The sequence below is a fragment of the Gimesia algae genome (assembly GCF_007746795.1).
Lineage (GTDB): Bacteria > Planctomycetota > Planctomycetia > Planctomycetales > Planctomycetaceae > Gimesia > Gimesia algae.
Genome location: NZ_CP036343.1, coordinates 2,193,718 through 2,217,871, shown reverse-complemented (window position 1 = coordinate 2,217,871; position 24,154 = coordinate 2,193,718). Strand labels below are relative to the sequence as shown.

Annotated in this window: 17 protein-coding genes; 12 read left to right on the top strand and 5 right to left on the bottom strand. The window is 51.4% G+C overall.

Annotation, left to right across the window (positions count from 1 at the left end; translation table 11 throughout):
* The first annotated feature begins 61 nt into the window (after window positions 1-61).
* The 12 genes from Pan161_RS08045 to Pan161_RS07990 all read left to right on the top strand — a co-directional run bounded on the left by Pan161_RS08045 (window position 62) and on the right by Pan161_RS07990 (window position 13,849).
* Window positions 62-1,048, top strand: a complete 987-nt coding sequence (locus Pan161_RS08045) for a DUF1559 domain-containing protein (protein WP_145225720.1) — start codon at window positions 62-64, stop codon at window positions 1,046-1,048.
* A 95-nt stretch (window positions 1,049-1,143) separates the two neighbouring features.
* The gene (locus Pan161_RS08040; protein WP_232103660.1) at window positions 1,144-1,620 is read left to right on the top strand and encodes a carboxypeptidase regulatory-like domain-containing protein; all 477 of its coding nucleotides are present in this window, start codon (window positions 1,144-1,146) and stop codon (window positions 1,618-1,620) included.
* A 35-nt stretch (window positions 1,621-1,655) separates the two neighbouring features.
* Window positions 1,656-2,804: a PepSY-associated TM helix domain-containing protein gene (locus Pan161_RS08035; protein WP_145225718.1), complete on the top strand. Its 1,149-nt coding sequence runs from the start codon at window positions 1,656-1,658 to the stop codon at window positions 2,802-2,804.
* On the top strand, window positions 2,801-3,961 hold the full coding sequence (locus tag Pan161_RS08030; RefSeq protein WP_145225717.1) for an ABC transporter substrate-binding protein: 1,161 nt from the start codon (window positions 2,801-2,803) through the stop codon (window positions 3,959-3,961). Before Pan161_RS08035 ends, Pan161_RS08030 begins: the two co-directional genes overlap by 4 nt.
* Entirely contained in the window at window positions 3,961-5,016 is a 1,056-nt protein-coding gene (locus Pan161_RS08025; protein ID WP_145225716.1) for a FecCD family ABC transporter permease, read from the top strand. The genes Pan161_RS08030 and Pan161_RS08025 overlap by 1 nt, the downstream gene beginning before the upstream one ends.
* Window positions 5,013-5,828, top strand: coding sequence for an ABC transporter ATP-binding protein (locus tag Pan161_RS08020; protein WP_145225715.1), 816 nt, complete (start codon window positions 5,013-5,015; stop codon window positions 5,826-5,828). The genes Pan161_RS08025 and Pan161_RS08020 overlap by 4 nt, the downstream gene beginning before the upstream one ends.
* Window positions 5,821-7,119, top strand: coding sequence for an MFS transporter (locus Pan161_RS08015; protein ID WP_145225714.1), 1,299 nt, complete (start codon window positions 5,821-5,823; stop codon window positions 7,117-7,119). The genes Pan161_RS08020 and Pan161_RS08015 overlap by 8 nt, the downstream gene beginning before the upstream one ends.
* A gap of 73 nt (window positions 7,120-7,192) precedes the next feature.
* Window positions 7,193-7,939 carry a class I SAM-dependent methyltransferase gene (locus Pan161_RS08010; RefSeq protein ID WP_145225713.1) on the top strand — a complete coding sequence of 249 codons (747 nt, stop codon included), beginning with the start codon at window positions 7,193-7,195 and terminating at the stop codon, window positions 7,937-7,939.
* A 102-nt stretch (window positions 7,940-8,041) separates the two neighbouring features.
* The gene (locus Pan161_RS08005) at window positions 8,042-9,283 is read left to right on the top strand and encodes an efflux RND transporter periplasmic adaptor subunit (RefSeq protein WP_145225712.1); all 1,242 of its coding nucleotides are present in this window, start codon (window positions 8,042-8,044) and stop codon (window positions 9,281-9,283) included.
* 47 nt (window positions 9,284-9,330) lie between these two features.
* Complete coding sequence (locus tag Pan161_RS08000) at window positions 9,331-12,576, top strand: efflux RND transporter permease subunit (protein ID WP_232103659.1); 3,246 nt, start codon at window positions 9,331-9,333, stop codon at window positions 12,574-12,576.
* A 123-nt stretch (window positions 12,577-12,699) separates the two neighbouring features.
* Window positions 12,700-13,377: a LamG domain-containing protein gene (locus Pan161_RS07995; RefSeq protein ID WP_145232546.1), complete on the top strand. Its 678-nt coding sequence runs from the start codon at window positions 12,700-12,702 to the stop codon at window positions 13,375-13,377.
* Window positions 13,378-13,507: 130 nt separating this feature from the next.
* Window positions 13,508-13,849, top strand: a complete 342-nt coding sequence (locus Pan161_RS07990; protein WP_145225710.1) for a YegP family protein — start codon at window positions 13,508-13,510, stop codon at window positions 13,847-13,849.
* A gap of 15 nt (window positions 13,850-13,864) precedes the next feature.
* On the opposite strand, the gene Pan161_RS07985 is transcribed toward Pan161_RS07990, so the two are convergent.
* The 5 genes from Pan161_RS07985 to Pan161_RS07965 form a co-directional block, all read right to left on the bottom strand.
* Window positions 13,865-15,247: a carbohydrate porin gene (locus tag Pan161_RS07985; RefSeq protein ID WP_197995765.1), complete on the bottom strand. Its 1,383-nt coding sequence runs from the start codon at window positions 15,245-15,247 to the stop codon at window positions 13,865-13,867.
* Window positions 15,248-15,398: 151 nt separating this feature from the next.
* On the bottom strand, window positions 15,399-16,367 hold the full coding sequence (locus Pan161_RS07980) for an HAD family hydrolase (protein ID WP_145225704.1): 969 nt from the start codon (window positions 16,365-16,367) through the stop codon (window positions 15,399-15,401).
* 105 nt (window positions 16,368-16,472) lie between these two features.
* Window positions 16,473-18,014: an arylsulfatase gene (locus Pan161_RS07975; protein ID WP_390620746.1), complete on the bottom strand. Its 1,542-nt coding sequence runs from the start codon at window positions 18,012-18,014 to the stop codon at window positions 16,473-16,475.
* 404 nt (window positions 18,015-18,418) lie between these two features.
* On the bottom strand, window positions 18,419-21,658 hold the full coding sequence (locus tag Pan161_RS07970; RefSeq protein WP_145225700.1) for a family 16 glycoside hydrolase: 3,240 nt from the start codon (window positions 21,656-21,658) through the stop codon (window positions 18,419-18,421).
* A 366-nt stretch (window positions 21,659-22,024) separates the two neighbouring features.
* On the bottom strand, window positions 22,025-23,842 hold the full coding sequence (locus Pan161_RS07965; protein ID WP_145225698.1) for an arylsulfatase: 1,818 nt from the start codon (window positions 23,840-23,842) through the stop codon (window positions 22,025-22,027).
* Window positions 23,843-24,154: the final 312 nt, after the last annotated feature.

The following is a 24,154-nucleotide window of genomic DNA, read 5'->3' as shown; positions in this document are numbered from 1 at the left end:
TGCCGCCGCTTGCATTCTTCAAAGCCGCAACTCTCCCGCCTGATTGAACTGGAGTTCCCAAATGTCGTTTAAGCGTATCCGTGCGTCCAGAAGTGGGTTCACGTTAATTGAATTGCTCGTGGTGATTGCCATTATCGCAATCCTGATTGCCTTGTTGCTGCCTGCAGTCCAGCAGGCTCGCGAAGCTGCCCGCCGCTCTCAGTGTAAAAATAATCTGAAGCAACTCGGTCTGGCGATGCATAATTATAATGACGTATTCAACATGTTGCCGGTACCTGACGTCGGTATTTCATACGCGACAACATCACATTGGACCACCAGTTGGGGGATTTCGTTATTACCTTATCTGGATCAGGCACCCGCTTATAACCTGTTTAATCAGAATGCACCGAATGGTGTTTCAGATCAGTCAAATCAGGCAGTCATTCAGACACAACTGGCCGTATTTAATTGTCCTTCTACTCCACGGAGCAGTCCGATCCAGGGAGTAATCGAGCAGGAAGACGACACTTCCAGCTTCAATACGAATTTGAGAGCAGGCAGCGGTGACTATTTCATCGCCCGCAGTTTCCGTGATCCCGCTTTTACGCCCCAGGAGATTACTGGCGCATTATTTAACGGTGACATCAGTGGCGGCGTGAACTGGACACAGTGTGGATCCAGAATGAACAGCATCACCGATGGTTTGACGAATACCATCTTCTGTTTCGAACGCAGTAACTTTCCCAATATTCTACGAAAAGGAAGTGTCCCAAAGGATCCTGCTGATTATGTCTATCCTTCAGTGGTTGATACCAACTTCCAGGGCTGGTGGGCGTCAACTCAGCACGATCGCATTCGCAGCTGGACCCATGATGGATTGCAGTATTACGGTCCGTGTGTAATCAATTGCACGAACGACTGGGGTGGTGCGTTTTCCTATCATACCGGTGGCATGCATGCCAGCCTGGGAGATGGCTCCGTCCGATTTCTGAGTGCCAATATCGACAAGGGAACGTTTCGTTCTCTGATTGGTAAGCAGGATGGTCAGGTTGTAGGCGAGTTCTAAGTGAAGAAGTTCATTTGAGGCTACTTCGATCGTTTCTTCAGAGACATGACTGCTGAAGAAACGATGCGTTCAGAGAATTGAGGGAGATGTTTTTGATGTTTCAGAAACTGGCCATTTCGCTGGCTGTATTGTGTCTTGCTGTGTGCAGCGGATGTAGTGAAACCGAGTACGATAAGATTACGACGAACGCTGTGACCGGTCGTCTGACTGTAAACGGGGTACCCGCGACGGGGGCAACGGTCAGGTTCCACCCTGAATCGCCTCAGACCGGAGCGAAATACCCGCTGCTTCCCAGTGGAAAGGTCGATGCAGAAGGCGTGTATCAGCTGACAACTTATGAAGGGCCCGACGGTGCACCAGCGGGTGCTTACACGGTGACCATTGAATGGCCCGATCGTAACTGGCGACCGCCGAACGGGGGAATGCCTCCGCCGCCTCCTGACCGATTGCAAGGCGTGTATGCCGATCCCAAAAAATCGACCATTCATATGAAAGTGGAAGAGGGAGCGAATGAAATGGCGCCGATCGTGCTGGAGAATGTCAAGATCTTGAAAGGCTCTTCTCTCAATTGAGTCATTGAGCCTGAGGGTTCCCGGGAGTTTTATTTATGCTGAACCATCGGCTGCGCAGGCTCTGGGTGATCACGCATCGCTGGCTCGGATTAACCGTGGGTCTGCTGTTTGTCATTATTGGTTTGACGGGCAGTCTGCTGGTGTTTCATCACACCATTGATGAATGGCTCAATCCGCAAATTCTACTGACAGAGGAAAGTGATTCAATACGCTCTGTGGATGAAGTTCTGGAAGCGGCAGAATTGAGTGCCACGGATCCGGGGCTGCAGCTGTTTTTTGCAGAACCGCCACGCACATCACTCGGTGTCTGGACGGTCTGGTTCCGAAATACTGCCGATAAAGAAGCTGGTTTTACGCAGATTTATGTCGATCCTTCCTCAGCACAGGTGACGGGCCAGCGCGTCTGGGGGGAATACCTGATGACGTGGCTCTACAGTCTGCATTACAAGCTGCTGTCCGGCAGGCCAGGCGAAATTATTGTTGGCATGTGTGGTCTGATACTGATGGTGTCAGTTGCCAGTGGCGTTTATCTCTGGTGGCCTTTATGGCGGCATAGCTGGCGGGCGGCATTTGCCATTCGCAGTGGCCGCCGCTTTCAATATGACCTGCATAAAAGCACGGGGGTCATAGCCGCAGTGTTGTTGCTCGTCATTTCCTTTACGGGCGTGTATATGATCTTTCCTGCCTGGATCAGACCTTGCGTCCTGGCGGTATTAAAAGAAGAGACACCGCGTACTGAAAATAAAAAATCAACGCCTGTGATTACCGGAAAACGAATTGAAGTCAGCCAGGCGACTGCGATTGCACGGTCCCTCTTTCCGGACGCCGAGTTTAAACGCGTCAAACTTCCTTCAAAGCCGCAAGATTCTTTTGAGGTTCGCCTGAGGCAGAAAGGGGAGGTAAGAAAGAGTTCGGGCAACAGCCGTGTCTGGATTGATCAGTTCAACGGAGAAGTGCTGGCGGTGCGCGACTGGAATCAGCGTTCAGCGGCTGACGCTTTCTTCGCCTGGCAGTTTCCGCTGCATAATGGAGAAGCGTTTGGGTTGGCTGGTCGCTGGATTGTCTTTGTGTCGGGATTACTGCCTGCCGTATTATATGTGACTGGTTTACTGGTCTGGTGGCGAAGACGCCGATCACTTAGATCGCATACTCCCACCCAACTCGAGCTCCAAGAATCGAAATGAAAATACTGGCTGCCATTTTAAGTTTACTGGTCTTGATTTCTGCCGGATGTCAGCGGGAGACGCTGTCGGTACCTGCTACTCCAGCAGAGAGCCCCACGATCACAGTTACTGATCTGGCCGGACGGGAAGTGACGCTCAAACAACCGATCGAACGCATCATCCTGATGCGCAGCCTGGGACTCTATGAACTGGCGACAGTGCTGGGAGACGAAGTCGAAGAGAAGCTGGCAGGCTGGGATTCCTCATTAAAAACCGGCGATCTGGATACCTATGAAAAGTTTGTAACACAGTATCCACGTCTGGAAGAAGTGACGATTCTGGGAGATATCCTGCGCGACACGGTGAGTGCCGAAGCGGTATTGGCTTTAGAGCCCGACCTGGTTCTCATGAATACGTATATGCTGAATCGTGGTTCGAAAACAGTGGAGCGACTGCAACAGGCGGGCGTGCCTCTGTTATTTTTGAAGTCGGAAGATCCGTTTCGTGATCCACAGAAGAGTATTCGACTGCTGGGTAAAGTTCTGGGAAAAGTAACGGAGGCAAATGCGGCAGCAGACTGGATTGATGCTGAACTGCAGCTGGTTTTCAGTAAAATCGAAACCATTCAAGGGAAGATTCCCACCATATATCTGGAAGCAGGTACCCAGGGACCGGACAAATATGGAAATACATTCGGGGAAAATCAGCAGGGAAAAACAGTCAACTGGGGAAGTGTGCTGGCACAGTTACGGTGTCAAAATATCGCCGCCGGTTCGATTTCCGGCCTATATGGCATGGGAGTGATTCGACCAGAGTACCTGATCACCGCCGATCCGGAAGTGATTGTGATTACGGGGGCGCATTGGACCGCGTTTCCTGACAGTCTGCAGCTGGGATATTATGCAGATCGGGATCAGTCAGTAAAGCGACTGGCTGCATTCACGGAACGGCCCGGCTGGTCAGAATTGAGTGCGGTCAAGCAGCGTCGTGTGCATGGGATTCACACACGGTTTGGCAGTCACATTATGAGTTTTGCAGCGGCGCAACAGTTGGCAAAATGGCTGTATCCGGAAGAGTTTAAAGAACTGGATCCAGAAGAGCGGTTACACGAATTTCACCAGAAGTTCATGCCCGTTGAAATGAGTGGGACCTGGATGGCCAGCCTGGATGGTGATTGATGCAGAGTTCCAAAGCGAACGATCTCAATCAGGCATATCAGCGTCTGGGCCGACGTCGGTTAGCCGTGATTATGACTTTGGTCATTCTGGTCACGGGCTCATTGTTTCTGGATGTGATTACCGGGCCGGCACCATTGTCTCTGTCTGATGTTTTGACGACCCTGTTTCAGCCAGGGGCGGTCAACGAAGCGAATCGAACGATCGTGTGGACCTTCCGCATACCGACAGCTTTGATGGCGATATTTGTCGGTGCAGCTTTGGGTATCGCCGGCGCAGAAATGCAGACGGTTTTGAACAACCCACTGGCCAGTCCTTATACGCTGGGGGTTTCCGCGGCTGCCAGTTTCGGTGCTGCATTGGCATTAGTTCTGGGATCCGGAACACTGATCTGGACGACAACAGTCTTTGTGCCAACGAGTGCATTTGTGTGTGCGATGTGCTGTTCCCTGGCGATCTTTGCCATTGGTCGTCTGAGAGGTGCATCGACAGAGACGATCATCGTGGGTGGGGTGGCGTTGCATTTTATTTTCAGTTCCGGTGTGGCATTCCTGCAGTACATGGCGTCTGAAGATACATTGGCAGCCATTGTTTTCTGGATCTTTGGAACGCTGCAGGGAGCGAGCTGGCACAAACTGGCAATCATCGTTGTTGTGATGGTTGTGACGATGGGCTTATTAATGTCCCGTGTCTGGCAACTGACTGCATTACGACTGGGGGAAAGCCATGCCCGCAGTCTGGGAATCAATACGGAACGCCTGCGGCTACAGACGCTGATTCTGGTTTCCATCCTGACGGCGACGGCTGTCTGCTTTACTGGTGCCATAGGCTTTGTCGGTTTGTTGGCACCGCATCTGGCGCGCATGCTTGTCGGTGAAGATCAGCGTTACTTCATCCCGCTTTCTGCATTGAGTGGCGCACTTCTGGTCTCAGTGGCCGCATTGGTTACGAAACTACTGATTCCGGGGACAATTTTTCCGATTGGAATTGCGACAGCTGCCATCGGCGCACCCTGCTTCGCGGCAATTGCCTTGTTGAGAAGGAGGTCGTACTGGTGATTTTGGAAACAGCAGGCATCTCCTTCAGCTATGGTTCTCACCGGGTACTCGCAGATGTGAATCTGCAACTGAAACCCGGCATGACTGCGATCATTGGCCCTAATGCCGCTGGTAAATCGACGTTGTTGAAGTGTTTGAGCGGCCTGCTGCGACCCGAAGGGGAGGTTCGTCTGGATGGAATCGCGCTGTCGTCTCTCAAATACGAACAACTGACACAACAGGTAAGTTTCCTACCTCAGGACTTCAGTACGACAGCAGTGTTGACTGTATATGAAGCGGTACTGCTCGGACGTGTGCATCAGTTGGGCTGGCGCGTCTCAGACGATGATACCAGAATCGTAAATCAGTTATTGAATGAGATGAAACTTAGTGATGTCGCTGATCGATTTCTCAACGAATTAAGTGGAGGGCAAAGGCAGTTGGTGGCTCTTGCTCAGTCCCTGGCACGCGAACCAGCAGTGTTGTTATTAGATGAACCGACGTCGAACCTGGATCTACGGCGACAGTATGAAGTCTGTAATTTGATCCGAAGACTGACGGATTCGCGGGGAATCAGTACGGCGCTGGCGGTACACGATTTAAATCTCGCTGCGAGATATGCAGATTGGGTTTATGTGATTCAGGATGGTAAGATGTGTTGTGCCGGAGAACCGAAAAGCGTACTCACTGAATCTTTGATTGCAGACGTTTATGGAGTGGAGACGCTGGTGACTTACAGTCAGGAAGCGAGACCGGTGATTACGGTGTTGGGGCCGGTTACCATTGAATCAGCGGAGTCCGAATCAGGGCAGGGTGCCGGAAACGATGTTTAATACAAATTACATGGTCCTGCGGTTCTACCTGTATTCCTTTTTCAAGAATCTGCGCTTCGCCGATCCGTTTCTGATTCTGTATTTTCTGGCACTGGATTTGTCCTATTCAGAAATCGGACTGTTGCTGGGACTGCAGCATCTGGTGACCGTTCTGTTGGAGTTTCCTTCGGGGATTTTCGCGGATCACTGGGGACGGCGTCGGGCGACCGCATTATGTTTTGCTTTTTACAGCCTCTCCTTCACTGGGTTTGGCATGACTGGTCAGATTACAGAGCTACCGCTGATTTTCTGGCTGGGAGGCTGTCTGGCGTTATTTGCTTTGGGCGAAGCGCTGCGAACCGGCTCGCATAAGGCAATCATGCTTGATTATCTGGACTCTATGGATCAATCGCATCTGGCGACGCAACTATTGGGGCGCACGCGTTCGGTATCTAAATTTACATCGGCCCTGGCCGCTCTTTCGGGGGGAGTATTGCTGGCGTGGTCACGTGATTATAGATTGCTGTTCTACCTGTCTGCGGGAGCCGCCGTCTGTGGGTTTCTATTATTATTAACATACCCGCGCGCTCTGGAAGGGGACGCTTATCGCGCCCGCCGAACAAAATCTGACAAGCCTGTAGTCAGCATGCAACAGCCATTTCGAGTGATGTGGCAGCGAGCCAGTTTTCGCAAGCTGTTTATTCAGTCTGTGGTATTTGAGAGTCAACTGAAGATGATCCTTAAGTATTTTACACAACCATTTCTGAAGAACGGGCTGGCGATGTTCGGAATTCCTATCATTGCTCCGGTCGGTGTCAGTGGATTCGCCAGTGCAGGAGCAATCTTTGTCGGATTGAATGAGTTTCTGCGCGACAGTCTGGGGGCGCTGGGCGCACGATTCAGTTCCGTGTTTGAATTACAGGCCGGCAGCCAAAGTCATGCTTTGAATCGGATCTATTTTGGGGGATTTTTTGCCGTTCTGTTTCTGGCGGGATGCGCTGTAAATCTCAAGTGGGGTCTGCTGCCCGGACTGGTTCTTTTGATGGTATTGACGCTCTTACAGAATTTAAGACGTCCTGTTTTTGTGAGTGCCTTGAATACGGAGATGATGAAAACAGAGCGGGCGTCGGTCCTTTCACTGGAAAGTGTCTCCCGCGCAGTGACAGTGGCGGTACTACTGCCTCTGTTTGGCTGGGCGGCTGACCAGTTTGGATTACTGGCGGTCTGGATATTGGCTACATTGATATTGTTATCTGGTTTTCTGTTTAAAATTCGCGATGAAGATGTTTCAAAAAATAAATTACCAGACTGACTTCTGGTGGATTGAACTGAGGATGGAGCATAGTCATTGAGCATAACCACAGTCAAAGAGAGATTGGTAAAAGATGATGCGGGATGAAGAACTCAAACAGATATTTCACAGTGGCTGGACCAATCCCAATGTAGTTTCACATCGGGTTGAGCGATTTATCAAGGGAGAATTTGGATTTGCTGCTTCGCGCTCCGCCTGGCTGGATGTGCTGCGGCAAACAGTTCCTGGTGAAAGCCCTTGTAAGATTCTGGATATGGGGACCGGACCGGGAACGATTGCGTTACTATGGGCAGAGTTGGGACATGCGATCACGGGAGTCGATTTTTCTGCCACGATGATTTCCGCAGGTCGAGAAGCTGCGAAAGAGCGTGGCCTGACTGTGGACTTTGTCGAAGCAGATGTGGAAGCGCCTCCTTTTCCCGAAAACACATTTGATGTCATTTCCAGTCGCGCAGTATTGTTCACACTACCTCACCCTGGTTATGCAGTGGCGCAGTGGATACGACTGCTGAAGCCGGGAGGGACTCTGGTGCTCATCGGCGAGAATAATCCCACAGATCCGGAAAAGCTGAAACGCCAGCATCGCCCGGCTCCCGGCTGGGAACCGGATGAAGCATATCGCAACGCACTGGAACAGTTGCCATTCCGCAGTCACACAGATGGAATGGTTCGGGTTGTAATGGAAGCAGCAGGATTACGGAATATTCGCAATCTGCCGATGAAATCAGTGCTCGCTGCGAGAGAAGAACATGAAAAACAGAATCCGAACTATGGCGTATTACAGGGAACTCCTTATGTTCTCGCAGGCCAGCGAAGATAAGGAGTTCGTAGTTGAATTATGGAGCTGTCAAAAGCAAATTATTTTTTCTGACACGGCAGGGAAATCGCTCGACATTAGCTCATCCACAGATACAATGACACCATGAACGATTGTTGCTATCGCCCTCCAAATGCCTGCCTGTTCAGCCTCCTGTTAACTCTCTTTTTTGCGGGATGTGAACGTAGTGATTCCGCTCCTGTTTCTAAAACAGATGAGACGCTACCGGTCTTGAATGTGCAGACCCTGGAAGTCGCAGAAGAAAACTGGCCGCGCATTATCCGGAGTCAGGGAAGTCTGTATCCTGATGAAGAAGCCACACTGGGGATTAAAGTGGAAGGTCGCGTTTTCAAGGTACACGTCGACCTGGGAGATGTCGTACAACCAGGCGATCCCCTGGTTACCGTCTACCAGGATGACTTCAAGTTAAGAGTCAAGCAGGCAGAAGCACAGTTGTCGCAGGCCCGCTCGGCGGTAGGGCTGAAGCCCGGTGATTTAGTTGAAAATCTGGTTCCTGAAAAATCACCTCCTGCGAAAGAACAACAGGCGGAGTGGGACGAAGCGAAAGCCAACCTGGAACGTGCCCGTGTCCTGTTTAACAAGAAGGTGATGGGACAGGCCGAATACGATCAAATCGTATCGCTCGAACGAGTGGCAGCCGCCCGTTACGATTCTGCGTTAAATGGTGTGCGTGAAAAGATGGCGAATATCACCGTGCAGCAGTCGCATCTGGATTTAGCACAGGAGGACTTGAACAATACAGTCCTGACAGCCTCCTATACTGCTGTAGTGCAAAAACGACTGGTTGCCCCCGGCAGTTATATCAAAATGGGTGACCCGCTGCTGGTGTTAGTGCGGATTGATCAATTACGTTATCGGGGAAGTGTTCCCGAACGTTTATCGACTCAACTGAAGGTTGGTCAGCCAGTCGAATTGAAGATCGAATCACTCCCGCTGAAGCAGTCAAAAGTAACACGTATCAGTCCCTTTCTTGATCAGATGAGTCGCGCCCTGTTGTTTGAATCCGTCGTTGATAACTCCCAACGTGCCTTACGAGCCGGTTTGTTTGCGGAAGGGCAGATCATTGTCGATCCAGATCAAAAAGCCATCGTGGTTCCCATGTCAGCCGTGGTGCAGTTCGCCGGAACAGAGAAGGTCTGGAAAGTCGAGGGCGGTAAGGTGAAGATGCAGGAGGTCTTACTGGGCGAGCAGCGAGGCGAATATATTCGCATTTTAGAAGGCCTGCAGCCGGGAGATCGCATCTTATTGAATGCCCGGGAAGGGCGTCCCGGGATTCTGGCGGATTCGAAACCACTGCCGACTGAAGTACAGAAAACACAAATATAAGCTCATTCTGAAAATTGTATTCTGCTTTCGCATAAAGGGAATCGACGTTGTACGGGTTAGCGGAAATCTGTGTCAAAAGGCCTGTCTTCGCCTTAATGCTCATCATGGCATTAGTGGTGGCGGGTCTGGTTGCGTTTCCCGAACTGGGAGTCGACCGGTTTCCGAACATGGATATGCCTTCGATTTATGTACGAACCAATTACCCTGGTGCGGCATCGCAGGAGGTTGAATCGGAAGTCAGCGCGGTCATTGAAGACGCGGTGGCGACGGTAGCCGGCATTGATGAGCTGCGCTCCATTTCACGCGACGGCCGTTCGTTTGTAATCATCACGTTCAACCTGAATCGCAATGTGGATGCCGCAACTCAGGATGTGCGTGATGCCGTCTCGGGGGCAATGAATTTACTCCCGCCGAATATTGATCCCCCCATTGTGCAGAAACGGGATCTGGAATCCTCGCCGATCATGACGCTGGCGGTCTCAGGGCCGCGTACGTCGCGGGAACTGTTTCTGTTTGCAGACCGGTATGTCAAAAATGTAATCGAGTCGTCACCCGGTGTGGGCGAAGTTCAGATCGCCGGTGCAGCAGACCGGGCGGTGAAGGTGGACATTGATGCCGATCGACTGGCCGCCTATCAGATGTCGATCTTACAGGTACGCGATGCGTTAGTCAGACAAAATACCGAAGTGCCCGGCGGGAGACTGGATCAGGGATTCCGTGAACGGTCGCTGCGAACGATGGGCCGCGTTGCCGACTCGGATCAGTTTCCTAACCTGGTGGTGGAGACCGTGAATGGGACTCCAGTCCGACTGGCGGACCTGGGGACCGTCATTGATGATACAAAAGAAGTCCGCACGATTGCGCGACTGAATCAGAAACCAGCTGTCGTGTTGGAAATCCAGAAGCAATCGGGTGAAAATACCGTGGCGGTTGTGGAAGGCATTAAGAGTATGCTACCCCGCAGCCAGGATCTGCTGCCCGATGATGTGAAAGTCAGTATTGTTCAGGATCAGTCGCGTTATATTGTTACTGCGCTGCATGAACTGGAGCAGCATTTGATCTCGGGTAGTATCTTAGCCTGTATTACCGTTTTGATTTTCATGCGTTCGTGGCGTTCGACTATTATTGCATCGGTAGCGATTCCCGCTTCGATCATTTCTACATTCGCCTTTATGAAGCTGTTCGGTTTCACGCTGAATAATGTGACCATGCTGGCTCTGGTACTGATGGTGGGGGTCGTCATCGACGATGCGATTGTCGTACTGGAAAATGTATTTCACTGCATCGAAGAAAAAGGGATGTCGCCGCGCGAAGCCGCAGTTATCGGGACGAAAGAAATCGGGCTGGCGGTTCTGGCAACGACGATCTCGCTGGTGATCGTCTTCCTGCCCGTTTCGTTTCTATCGAGTGTGACTGGTCGACTGCTGTTTCAGTTTGGTGTGACAGCGACAGTCGCGATTCTGGTTTCGATGCTCGTGAGTTTTAGTTTAACCCCCATGATGTGCAGTAAGCTGCTGCGCCCGGAAACACCCAGTCCGGATGGTCCTGGCTCACGCTCGGGTTTTTACCATATTATCGAATCGTCCTATCTCTGGATTCTGAAACTATCGCTACGATTTCGCTGGCTGGTACTTCTGATTTCAGTGGGTGTGATTCTGAGTAACTACCCGTTGTATCAACTGGTGAAGCAGGATTATATTCCGCTGAATGTGGACGAATCGGAATTTGAAGTTCGTCTCGAAGCCCGCCAGGGCGCTACGCTGCAGTCGATGAATCAGGTCATTGATCGGGCAGAGGAAGAGCTGATCAATACTGAAGGGGTGGAAACGCTTTTGTTGACTGTGGGTTCTGGTGGATTTGGAGATGTGAACCGAGCGAGTATCTTCGTGCGTCTCACCGATAGCGAGCAACGTACTTTTTCCTTCGGTCGTTTTTTCGGTGGTTTGTTACATGGTGATTTCAATGCCGCGTTTCGCGGTAACTTCACCCAGCGTGAAAAGATGGCAGAGGTCAGAAAGAAGCTCAAAACGATTCCGGATATGCGAATTTCCGTACGTAACCTGACGTCATTGCGGCAGGGGGCACCCGTGGATATCGACTTCTCGATCACGGGACCTGACATTGACGGACTGTTGGATTTCAGTAACAAATTACGTGAAAAAGTGAAAACGATTCCCGGTATCGTCGACGTGTATTCCACGCTACAAATTGATAATCCGGAACTGCTGGCACGCATTGATCGGGAACGGGCGGCTGCTTTGGGAATTGATGTCCAGGAAATCGCCGACACGCTACGGGTTGCAGTGGGAGGAGATGATCGGGTTTCCCGTTATCGAGACCGGACCGTGGATGATGCCTACGATGTGGAACTGCGTCTGGTTGGTCTGGATCGAGGTGATATTCAATCAATCTCGCAGTTATACGTCCGCACGTCTCCCCAGGCGAGCGCAGATTCGACTGACTCAATACCTGGGAACCGGCTCTCGAGAATTGATAATGTCGTGGACTTCGAATTCAATACTGCTGCATCTCGAATTGACCGTCTGAATCGACAACGCATGATCTCGGTGCGGGCGAATATGGCTTCCGGGTACGCACTGGGGGACGGGATCACTTCTATGAATGCCGCTGCAGAGGAGATTGGGGTCCCGGATGGCTATAACACAATGGTGTTGGGTGGTGGTCGCGAACTGGAGCGAACGCTGGGAGACTTTGGCTGGACGATGGTTCTGTCCTTTATCTTCATGTACATCGTATTGGCGGCACAGTTTGAGAATCTGGTTCACCCGCTGGTGATTCTGCTTTCATTACCGCTGGCAGTGCCTTTTGGTTTATTGAGTCTGCACTGGGGGGGCGAGACCCTCAATCTGTATTCGGCGCTGGGGATTCTGGTTTTATTCGGAGTGGTGAAAAAAGCCGCCATTCTGCAGATCGACCATACCAATGCGCTGCAGCTGCAGGGCTTTCCCCGCTATCAGGCCATTCTCCAGGCGAATCGGGATCGCCTGCGGCCGATTCTGATGACGACGCTTTCATTTGTGGCTGGGCTGATTCCGTTGTTGATTGCCACTGGTCCAGGGGCCGAAGAACGTCGCTCTATCGCTGTGCTGGCGGTCGGTGGACAGACGCTGTCACTGCTGTTGACACTGCTGGCGATTCCTGTGCTCTACACGTTTTTTGATGATCTGTCGGCATTTTTCACGGGACCGAAAACAGTCGACGGAGAGCAGGCTGTTCTTGAGCCTGCGAAAAAAGAAGCGCATGCGATGCAAAAAGAGAATCTCGTTCGTTAAAATAATAGCGATTGATTAATGTCTGGCATGCGGTGCCTGATTTCTGCGCTTCTCCTGTTGTAAAGGTCTCTACCCGTGAAACCACAATTCCTCTCTGCCTGCGCTCTTGTACTCTGTCTGACCGTGCCTGTTCTTGCTGAAGACCGTGGGAAACTGATTTTTGAAGACGATTTTGAACGCAATGAATCGCAGGAAACAAAAGATGAAATCGGTAAAGGCTGGGGCACGAACAGCCGGACACGGGCTGCTGGTAATAAGCAGGTCGACCTGAAAAATGGGGCGATGTATATCTACATGCATAAAGTTGCGGACCATGCTGTCTCAGTCACGCATCCTGCCGAATTCCAGGATGGTTCCGTCGAGCTGCGATTCATGCTGGAAAATGAAAAGGACAGCCTGGGGCTCAATTTTGCCGATCTGAAATATAAAAAAGTGCACGCGGGCCATCTTTTTATGGCGAAAGTCAGCCCGCGATTTGTCGAGTTAACCGACCTCAAAACCGGGAACATGGATTTGAAAACTCGCGAACTGCGGCTTGCTAAAAAACTGCCAGCTGAACTACAGGAAAAGTTAAAAGCCAAAAGAAAACGCTTCCCGGTTAAACTGGAAACCGGTAAGTGGTACACGCTGCTGGTGACAGTCAGCGGTGATCAGCTGACCGTCAAAATTGATGGCAAAACCATCGGTTCATTTTCCTCCGCAGGGATGGCACATCCGACCAAGCGTCTGTTGCGACTGGCTGTTCCCGGAAACGCCGTTGTGGATGATGTGAAAATTTACGCCAAGTCAACACAGGAATGAACCCATTACCTGAATACCAGTCAGAAGATTGAACCGGTAGATAGCGAAATCGTCTTGCATGTGACGAAAGGGAATTATACCATAATTCTACAGATACTGATGTTTCCTCATCTTTCAGAAAGGGACGAGCATGGCAGCCCGATTTCAGATTCAACAGGGGCGAAACGGTAAGTACTACTTTCACCTGCTGGCGAACAACGGTGAGATTATCCTCGCCAGCCAGATGTATGCTTCCAAAGCGTCGGCGAAGAAGGGGATTCTCTCGGTGCAGACAAACGCCACTGATTCCAGCCGCTATGAAGCACTGGTCAATAAAGCGGGCGAACATTATTTTGTGCTGAAGGCGAAGAATTCTCAGGTCATCGGGACCAGCGAAGGGTACGCTAATTCGACCGGGATGAAGAGTGGAATTAAGTCTGTTTCCCGGAATGCGCCGAAAGCGATTACGGAAGATATTATCGTCAAAGTCTGATTTTCTGCTTCTGCTTTACAGGTCAATGACGGCTCTTAAGCCGACTAAGAGGGCGGTGTCGATGGTCTGGCGAACCGGTCTGAGTACCTGCATATCAGCGGTCAGGTGGAACCATTTTGTGACTTCAATGTTGTAGAACAATTCTACGCCATGTCCATCTCCCACGCCTCCCAGAATGGTATTGATAAAGGGAGACAGCCGGTCGCTGGTGGCAGAATAATACCAGCCCACGCCAAACGTGTCTGCTTCGCGGCTGGAGATCGGGCTGTTGCCTCCCACGCCGAAACTGAGAAACCATTCAATCGGGTTGGTTTCGGCATCTGCAATACCGGCTCGTCCGAAGATTCCCCAGCCTCGCGTAGCATCGCAGGGATCAACGAACAGATATTGATCGAAGTTCCAATAGAGTGACCAGGAATCGGTTTTACGGCTGATGGGAATATCGGGCAGAACGATAAACGGGTCCTGTTCGAGCGCTGCATAATCTCGACTGCTCCAACTGGCGCCAAACAGAAAATGCCCGGGGCGGCCAAAGAGATTTGTGGGAAGGCGCAGTTCCGGAATGACGGATGCACCGTTGGCAAACAGCTCATCAAAGCCACTGGTCCGGGAAGTATCGGTGGAGTTGATCACGGTGAAGGTGAAGATCGGCTCACCTTCCTGCATAATCAGAAACCCGGCGCCCAGCGAAGAGTAAACAATGGTACGCAGACCAATGGGAGTGGCGACAAAGGCGGCATTGGAGAATTGTGTTTTACCTCGACCGTGTGCAAACGCATTCATGTCTCCATCAAGCGTATCCATTTTACCGGCGAAGACTCCAAACGATTCGGAAAACATCTGCGTAAACAAAACATTGGTCAGATAGAGTTGATCTCTGTCTGCGACCGGGAGGTCAGGCAGTATGTTGGCCGGGATGATGGCGCCTGTGGCGTTGTTGATGCTTTCACCGAAGCGATGTTCTGCGCGGAGTTTTACAAACAGTCCCTGCGGTCCGCCGAGCTTGCCCGAATCGATATTCATCACATAGTCGCCATGCCCGGCGTAACGGAATTCCTGTTCGGCTCCTCCTGAGGCGACCCCCATATAAAACTGGGAGACGTCCGCATCAAAGGTGATGCCTTGCTCGGCCAGGCAGGGCCGCCGTTGAAACAGGTTTTCCGTGAGCGTGGTTTGACTCCAGAAATCAGGGCTACTGCATTGACAGCTGGAACACGCCTGATCATAAGCGGGTTCCTCTGTCAGAGGCTCTTCTATCAGTGACTCAGGTAATGCGTCGTCAGCAAACGTGCTGCGTGTGGAAACGACAAGACTGGCAATGCAGATCGAGTAACAGACCGATTTGAAAATCAGACTGGTTCGCAGGTTGTGGCGTTTTTTGATCAAACCTGTGGGCATAGAATATCTCGAAAGGGATCCTGTGAAAAAGCTGGTCCTTTCGGTATTTTTCGTCGCGAGGCTCCATCTACTGAATGAATTATCCATTCAATCAGAACAAAAGAAAAACGATCTTAACGATTATTCCGGTTAGTGAATGAATTTCGTTCAATTAAGGCGTGGGATAGATGCGGTTCCAGTCTTTCCGCATATCAATCACGGTCCAGCCTTTCTCCGTTCCCTCGTCAAGGGCCTTATTGAGTTGGCCGATGTGCGAGTTGCGGTCGTAGGCGTATTCCCGTTTCGCATCGGTGTGGTGGACGAGGGCTTTAAAGGTATTCGGCTTACGATCCGTCCACTGCAGCATCTGCAGATCACCGTCGGAGTTGCCGAACGCGATTACAGGAGCGCGCCCGATGAAGCGATGGATGCCGACCGGTTTACCCTCTTTGTCATCAATGAAGTCAATCTCCGCCAGTCGGAGAAGGACGGGTTTGCCATCACGTTCTTCCAGTTTCACTTTGATACTACTGCCGATGACCTGCTCGGGGGGGATGCCATAAACGTCTTCAGCCCAGACCCGGAGGAAGTCGACTCCCCCGCCAGAGACGATATAGGTTTTGAAGCCATTTGCACGCAGAAACTTGAGTACTTCCAGCATAGGCTGGTAGACTAATTCTGTGTAGGGCAAATATTTTTCAGGATGACGGGCGGTTTTAATCCAGTCACGCACGGTCTCCTCAAATTCGTCGGTGGTCATCCCACTGTGTGTGACTGCCATGATTTTGAGTAGACCATCTTTGCCGGATGCCGCTGCTGCTTTGAGATCATTTTCCAGAATGGCTTTGAAAGGTTGTTCGGTTTTCCATTCCGGATGCTGATCCGCCAGCGCTTTCACCCGATCCAGGGCAAACAGCAGTTGAAAATAAGCGGGTTGTTCAGACCAGAGGGTGCCATCATTGTCGAAGACGGCAATTCGATCCTGTGGCGGGACATAGAGCGGACAACCATCATTGGTCGCGCATTTCACAAAGTTGATAATCGCATCTTTAGCAGGTCCGTCGTTCCAGGAAGGGAGGGGGTCTGCTGCAGAAACAACTTGAGTTACAAATAGCAACAGTAAAAGAAATAAGTATCGCATGTCAGGAACCCCTCGCCGGGAATTGGAATTGCCGTGATAAAAGAACAGACGGTTGAATAGGATTCGCAATTCAACCGTCTGTCTTTTTTATTACGAACTGCTGGGTCATCTGCCGCTGGCAGCGTCCTCAATCGTCTTTTTGATTTTTTCCAGGTTGAACGAACCGGGAGACTGGCTGGGCGGATACTCCTGCATGGTCTGCAGGAAATTTGCTGCAATCTGCTGCATTGGTACGATGACATACACGCGAGACAGGAACCAGTCGTTGTAAGTGGTTGCGTTGTGTTGTGCTTTTTCAAATGGATCTCTTCTGAGATGAAACAGGAGAGGCACACGCAACTCGGTAAACGGTTCGCGCCAGACTTCAAACGCCATCCCGCGGTTTTCCAGGAAGACAGCTTTCCAGTCTCCAGCCCGGATCGCGACGATTTGGCCGTCATCGTTGACGTACATGAACTCTTTACGTGGCGGGTCTTCCGTTTTTCCCGTGAGGTAATCGAGTTGATTATAGCCGTCGATATAATTGTGATACTTTCGACCGTTGAGCTCAACGCCTGCTTTCAGTTTGTCTTTTATTTTTGTGTCGCCGGCAACAGCCGCAAATGTCGGCAGCCAGTCTTCGTGAGCGACAACCCCATTCAGTGTTTTGTCGGCGGGAAAATGACCGGGCCAGCGGACAAATGCTGGTACACGATAGGCGCCTTCCCAGTTGGAATTCTTTTCATTGCGGAAGGGTGTGGTTCCGGCATCAGGCCATGTATTGTAGTGTGGCCCGTTATCGGTGGAATACATCACCAGCGTATTGTCGGCGATGCCCAGGTCATCCAGCAGTTGCAGGAGTTCACCAACCTGCATGTCGTGTTCTACCATCCCGTCATGATATTCATCACCACTGGGACCACTCAGGCCGCGATGTTCTTTTTTGACATGCGTGCGGAAGTGCATGCGCGTTCCATTCCACCAGCAGAAGAAAGGTTTTCCGGCTGCGTTCTGCTCTGTGATGAATTTTTTGGCAGCAGCGACAGTTTCTTCGTCGATGGTTTCCATGCGTTTTTTGGTCAGTGGACCGGTATCTTCAATTTTCTGGGTTCCATCTCCATTTGCCCAGGAGTGGATGACGCCCCGGGGGCCATACTGTTCCTTGAATGTTTTACCGTTAGGCAATACCAGATCAGCCGGATAGTCTTCGTGTTCGGGTTCCTCTTCTGCATTCAGGTGATACAGATTTCCCAGGAATTCATCAAAACCATGTGCTGTCGGGAGGTGTTCGTCGCGGTCTCCCTGATGATTTTTACCGAACTGGCCGGTGGCATAACCGTTGCTCTTTAAGACTGTGGCCATGGTGACATCGGTTTTCTGCCAGCCTTCTTTGGCGCCGGGCAGACCGACTTTGGTCATACCGGTGCGGACAGGTACATTTCCTCCAATAAAAGCAGCGCGCCCAGCGGTACAGCTTTGCTGTCCGTAGTAATCGGTGAAGGAGATTCCTTCTTTGGCAATCCGGTCGATATTGGGCGTCTGATAGCCCATCATGCCACGATTATTGTGGCTGATATTCCAGGTGCCAATGTCATCACCCCAGATGACGAGTATATTGGGCTTGTCGGCAGCGGACAGAGTGGATGTGCAGCATAATGCCAGTAGCATGATGCACGCCGGCAACTTGAGTGTGCTGGTTTTCATGTGAGGTTCCTCAGATACAGAATTGGCGGACAGACCTGGATGGTCTGAAAATTACAATCTGGCCCGATGTAGTTTTAGTGAGAGGTGATAATTTTGAAATAGATCAAATTTGAGAATTCAGGAAAGCTGGCTTTTTTCGAAAACAATTTGATTAAAATCGATGCTAGCAGCTTTTTGAGAGGAATTCCAATTAAAATTGAAAGAAGAATCGATCAACTCTTATGCAGGGCTGAGATGTTTCGATTTAGTAAAGAGATCGAATCAGTAGAACTCAGCGTATCTTAATTTTGTTACAAAAAGACAGGCTGCTTACTGTTGTGAGTAAGCAGCCTGTCTGGGAATGATTGTCTCATTTTCTTTTTAAAGACTTAATCCTGGAAGAAGGGATGCTGTGCATCGCCCGCGCTGATCAGGTAGGCGATCAGGTCGAGGATTTCGTCTTTGGTCATGCGGGCGAACAGATCGGCGGGCATGGGTGAGGTTTTTGAAACCACCAGTTCGTCAATCGTCTTGCGGTCAATGTTGACCCGTTTGTTGGGATCGGTCAGATCCGTATTCAAGGTCATGTTGTCACCACTCAGGTTCACGACGACGCCGGTATGTACTTTGCCGTCTACCGTCACGACTGAGATCGCAGAGAACTGTTCGTTGATGACTTTGCTGGGGTTGATCACTTGATCCAGCAGATCGTGGGGAGAGTATCGTCGTCCGGCTGAAGTCAGATCGGGGCCTGTCATACCACCTTGATTGCCGAACCGATGACAGGCATAACAGCCTGTTGCAGCGAACATTTTCTGTCCATTGACGAAGTTGCGTTTCTTCATTGATTGATTGGCAGCTGCGGAAAGTTCTTCGAGCGTCCATTTGGTTGTGGGACGACCGGCGAAGACTTCGCCCAGATTTTCGAGGGCGGATTTCTTTTCCGGTTTCTGTGCCAGAATTTCAGCCAGTTCGGTTTTTTGTTCTTCATTGAGTGAAGCGGCCGCATCGGTTCGAATGAACTCGATGAATTTATCAAAACTTGCGCCCCCTTTGTAGTTGGCGGCTTTCAGGAACCATTCGAAGTAGGCTTTGTGAAGTTCGGGAGTCCAGCCGGCCTGCAGCATGCGAATGGAGCGTGCGTATTGCATCTGCTCTTCCTGGGTTGGTGCAGACTGCATCAGCGCGATCGTTTTTTCTGCGACGGTCGGGGATTGCAGCCAGGCGAGTGTTTCGCATAACAGCCAGTTCATTTCAGGGGATTTTGCAGGAAACTGCGGATCGAATTTTTCAATGAGTTTTGCTACCGTTGCGTCATCGGGGCGACCAAAACGGTTCAGGATAACCTGTAAGGCACGTTGCAGCGTCAACTGCTGTGACAGGTCGAGGCTGGCGTCATCGATGTTGATGACAGCGGACAACAGTTTGTCCCGCATGGCGGTGTCGATTTCGGGAGTCTGATCATCACGATGTTGAGGACAGACGCCTGTGACGCGAGCCAATGCCAGTAAGGCTTCGACCTGTTTTGCAGGGTCAGATTCGGTGAGTGCTTTCTCTGCCCATGTATCTGTGGGCTGATGCTCAACGGCGGTGCGTGCGGCAAATCGGATGAAGCGGTCTTTGTCGGCGAGGTAAGGCCAGGCGACTTCGATGGCTTCAGGATCCTGTTTGCCGTGAAAGGCTTCCAGGGCATGTCGGGTGTTACGTGCTTGATTTTCGGTGGGTGTTGCTTCGACAGGTTCAGTCGATTCGTCACCCACATAAGTGACGCGGTATAAACCAGACTGCACCCGACGTCCGCCGATGGTGAAATACATGGCGCCATCCTGCGGACGAATAATCGCGTCGGTAATCGGCAGGGGGGCGCCGGTCACGAATTCTTCTTTGGTAGCGGTATAAGAGGAACCTTCCGGCTTGAGGTGAATGGCATAGAGTTTCCCCCAACTCCAGTCGAGTGCATATAAAGCGTTCTGGTATTTCGCAGGGAATTTCGCACCGTAGCCGAACGTCATGCCGGTCGGAGAACCAGGTCCGATATCCAGGACACCTGGCAGGTTGTCTGCATAAAAGGGAGGGCGTTTTCCCGCTCCGTTGCGCCAGCCGAATTCTGCACCACTGGTGACGTGACAGATACGGGTGGGACGGTACCAGGGAGTGTTGAAATCGTATTCCATGTCGGCATCGTAGGTAAAGAGTTCACCATCGCGGTTGACAGCAGCATCGAAAATATTCCGGAATCCCGAAGCATAGGCTTCGAATTTCTGACCATCGGGAGAAACACGATAGATGATTCCGCCGGGGGCCAGTACGCCGCGGTTATGGCCTCGGCCATCGGGCATGCTGGGCAGCAGGTGATCTTCACCCCAGACCTGTCGCACGGGCGAACTGTCGGCCAGTGCGGGGGGGATGGTGTTGTTTCCGGTAACCAGATAGAAGTCTTCGCCATCGGGAGTGGGCATGAGAGCGTGTACGCCGTGATCACTGTGTGATTCGACTTCCTGCAGCAGTTCGACCTGATCCAGCTGGTCATCGCCGTTACTGTCGGAAAGACGATACAGGCCTGAAGCGATTTTGCGTTCGTAGTCGTTGACGCCAACATAGAGTGCGCCGTTGGACCAGAGCATGCCATTGACGCCTCGGATTCCGGCGGGAACTTTTTCCACGTCTTCTGCTTTCACTTCTTCTCCCGCAGGAGGGAGCGTGATGCGATACAGGCCGCCGTACTGATCGCTGACCAGCAGGCGTCCTTTATCGTCTGTGCAGAGGTTGACCCACGAGCCCTGATCCTGACCGGGAACGGAGTAGAGCAGTTCTACCTTGAACCCTTTGGCGGCTGAGATGCGGTCGATTGGTGTGGCTTTGTTGCCACCAATGGCTGCGCCGACTTCTTTTTTAGGAGCCGGTTTTTTGTTCTTTACTTTTTTTTTTGGATTCAGCTCTTTGATTTTAACATTGCGCCAGCTGACCTGTTTGCCGACTTTTTCAGGATGGTTGCCTACGCCGTGCACCTGCAGGGCGATGAAGCCTTTGGAAGTCAGATCATCTTTGAGGTCTGCAGCGGGGACACCGTTGATCCAGGTTTTGATTTTGTCACCACGGCAGACGATGCGGTAATGATTCCACTCGTTCTGCTTGAAGGCTTTCTGAGCGGCTTTATTGTCAGCGAGGTTATTCAACCAGCCACGTCTGCCTTCATCGTAAATGCCACCCGACCAGGCGCGATCGGAGGGATCAATTTCGACCTGGTAACCGTGTACGCGACCGGCGGCGATTTTGATTTTCTTATCTTTGCCGTCCGCGTCTTTGGTTTCGAGGGTTTTGTCTTGATCAAAAACATTGCTGCGGATCTGGATACCCGAGTTTAACAGCGGGTCGACTTTGAAATCGACCTGCAGTTCGAAATCGTCGTACTTCTTTTTGGTGCAGAGAAAACTGTTAGGAGTTTTAGGGACTGAAGTGCCTACGATGGTATCATCAACAATATCGTATTTTGCTTTTCCGCCATGCTGGACCCAGCCATCGAGATTTTTGCCGTTGAACAGAGGGGTAAAGCCTTTTTCGTCGGCATGTGTGGTTACGGTAAACAGCAATGCGAGGCAGATCGCAGAGAGAGTAGAGAGTCGTTTCATAACGTATCCATCGGGTTATCAGGAATAAAAAGGTGACTGGCAATTCACATCATTGAGCTGCCAGACAGTGCAGGAATCGAGGACTATCGTGGGGTCGATCATCGCGGTTCTTCTCAATCATTTGTGTTTGAGACAAATAACACCATTCCTGATGAGAAACAGTGACACTGAAACATCAGAAAATCGATAATCACAGTCCATTATGACCACACTGTGAGGATGATACCAGTCAAAACAGACCGTTTTCATCTGGTTCTCTGGCTGTTCAGTAAGTTACTGAATTGAGTTAATAAATAGGGGTTGAGTGCGTTATGTTATCGAAATCTGAGGAGAACGAACTGTGACGCGAAGCAGAGGTTCTGACGTTTATTTGATCCGGTTGAGAATCAGCAGTCGAAAGTCCATGACCTGACTACCGGGGATTTCCAGTGCCCGCAGAGTGAGCGGGCCGGTTCCTTTGGATAAGGTGATCTTGCCTAGAGTCATCGGGATGAATTCTTTGACGAACGACTCAGATCGAACGGCGCGGTCCTGTGCTTCGCCTACCAGGGGCGGATCGTGGGGCTGGGTGATCTGTCCCTGCAGTTTGCTGCCATTAAAACTCAGTTCCACGGTCGATCCGATGTCTGCCTGGGGACAGGTATAGTACAGGATCGCTTCGTACACACCGGCTGCATCGACTTCTGCATTCCAGGTGATGCTGTCGCTGGTACTGGTCCAGTGATAAAAGTAGGAGCAGTTGGGATGCCGGGAGGAGCGTTTGATTTCGCCGTGCGAGACGGCGTCGCGGACCGGCAGTTGTGTGGAGCGTGCACCATCATAGCCGATTAAAAACGGTCGCTTATCTTCAGGATAACCGTTCGGCCAGACTGACTGTCTCCAGTCTGCGACTGCCTGCTGCAGCTTTGCCGTGATCTCCGGTTTCTGTTTGGCGATGTTTTTTCGCTGACCGGGATCGGCGTGCATGTCATATAGCTCGCCTTTGCGAGACAGACGATATTGATCGGTGCGAACGCTGACGCGATTCCGCAGGCTGGAGAAAATCATGCGCTCCGGCCAGTCTGCTCTTGAGTTCAGCATCAACGGTTTGAGGCTGACGCCATCGATGGGTTTGGGTTCAGGCCGCTGGATGCCTGCCAGATCAGTGAGTGTGGGAAGCAGGTCAATGGCACCGGCGATCTGATTAACCTCGCGTCCGGCGGGCAGGTGACCGGGCCAGCGGATGACGAAGGGGGAGCGGACGCCGCCTTCATCGAGCGAGCCCTTTTTGCCTTTCATATCGCCGTTCCAGCGGACCCCGTTCGGGCCATTGTCGGAGAAATAGATCACGATGGTATCGTCGGTAATTCCGAGGCTGTTTAGTTTTTCCAGCACGCGTCCTACATTCCAGTCAACATTCTCGCACATGGCAAGGGCGGCACGCAGGTGATCAGGCTGTTCTCTGTCTGGTTCCCGGTTATGCAGCTTGAGTTGTTTGTCTTTAAAACGATCCCAGTATTGATCGGGTACCTGCATGGGAGAGTGGGGTGTGCAGTAGGGGATGTAAGCGAAAAACGGTTTGTCGTTCTGAACCTGCTGTTGGATGAAAGCCATCGCTTTTGTCGTCAGGTCATCCGTAATGTAGCCGTTGCCTTTTACGAAGGTACCATTATGATCCAGCATGGGGCTGAAATAGTGTCCCCAGTGGCCGGAGGTGAAGCCATAGTACTCATCAAAACCTTTCGCATTGGGATGGTTCGGATACTGTGTGCCGTTGTGCCATTTCCCAAAGGCACCGGTGGCATAGCCGGCGGCTTTGAATGCCTGGGCGATGGTGTATTCGTCGGAATTGAAGCGTTCCTGTCCGGTGGAGACTCCTGTGGTTCCGGTGCGGGCATGGTAGCGCCCCGTCAGGAATGCAGCGCGGGTCGGTGCACAGACTGCGCCCACGTAGAAGCGGTTGAACTTCACGCCTTCTTTTGCCAGTGAGTCGACGTTAGGCGTGTGCAGGTTGGTATTGCCGTTGTGACTCAAATCCCCCCAGCCCTGATCGTCGGCCAGGAATATCACGATGTTGGGATGCGCGGTGGTCTCTGATGCCGATCTGCTTTGAGATTTCTTTGCGGGTGCGTTTTTGTTTTCTGCTTCAGAGAGGTTGCCGTTCAGAATTCCGACCAGTAGACCCAGGGCTAATGTATATTTCATTGGGGTGTGCTTTGTTGAACAGAGGCTGCGATGGTCGTTTTATGAACGGATGAAATTCAGTGGTATTGAAATCATTCTCTCAATCGACGGTTTTCATGATACCGGATGAGGGCGGTCGGATCACGTTTCAATCAGGAGAAATCAAAAGTTCGCTGAGATTGGATTCGTCCTGGTTTGCAGCTGAGTTTGAGAGGGGCGTAGCTCACCTTGATCTCCGTTTGTAGTCAAATCTCAACCTGGACTGTGTCCCGTTTTACTGTAGACTCTCCAGAGCCATTTGGACCGAGTATCCCAGACTGAGAGACGCGATGG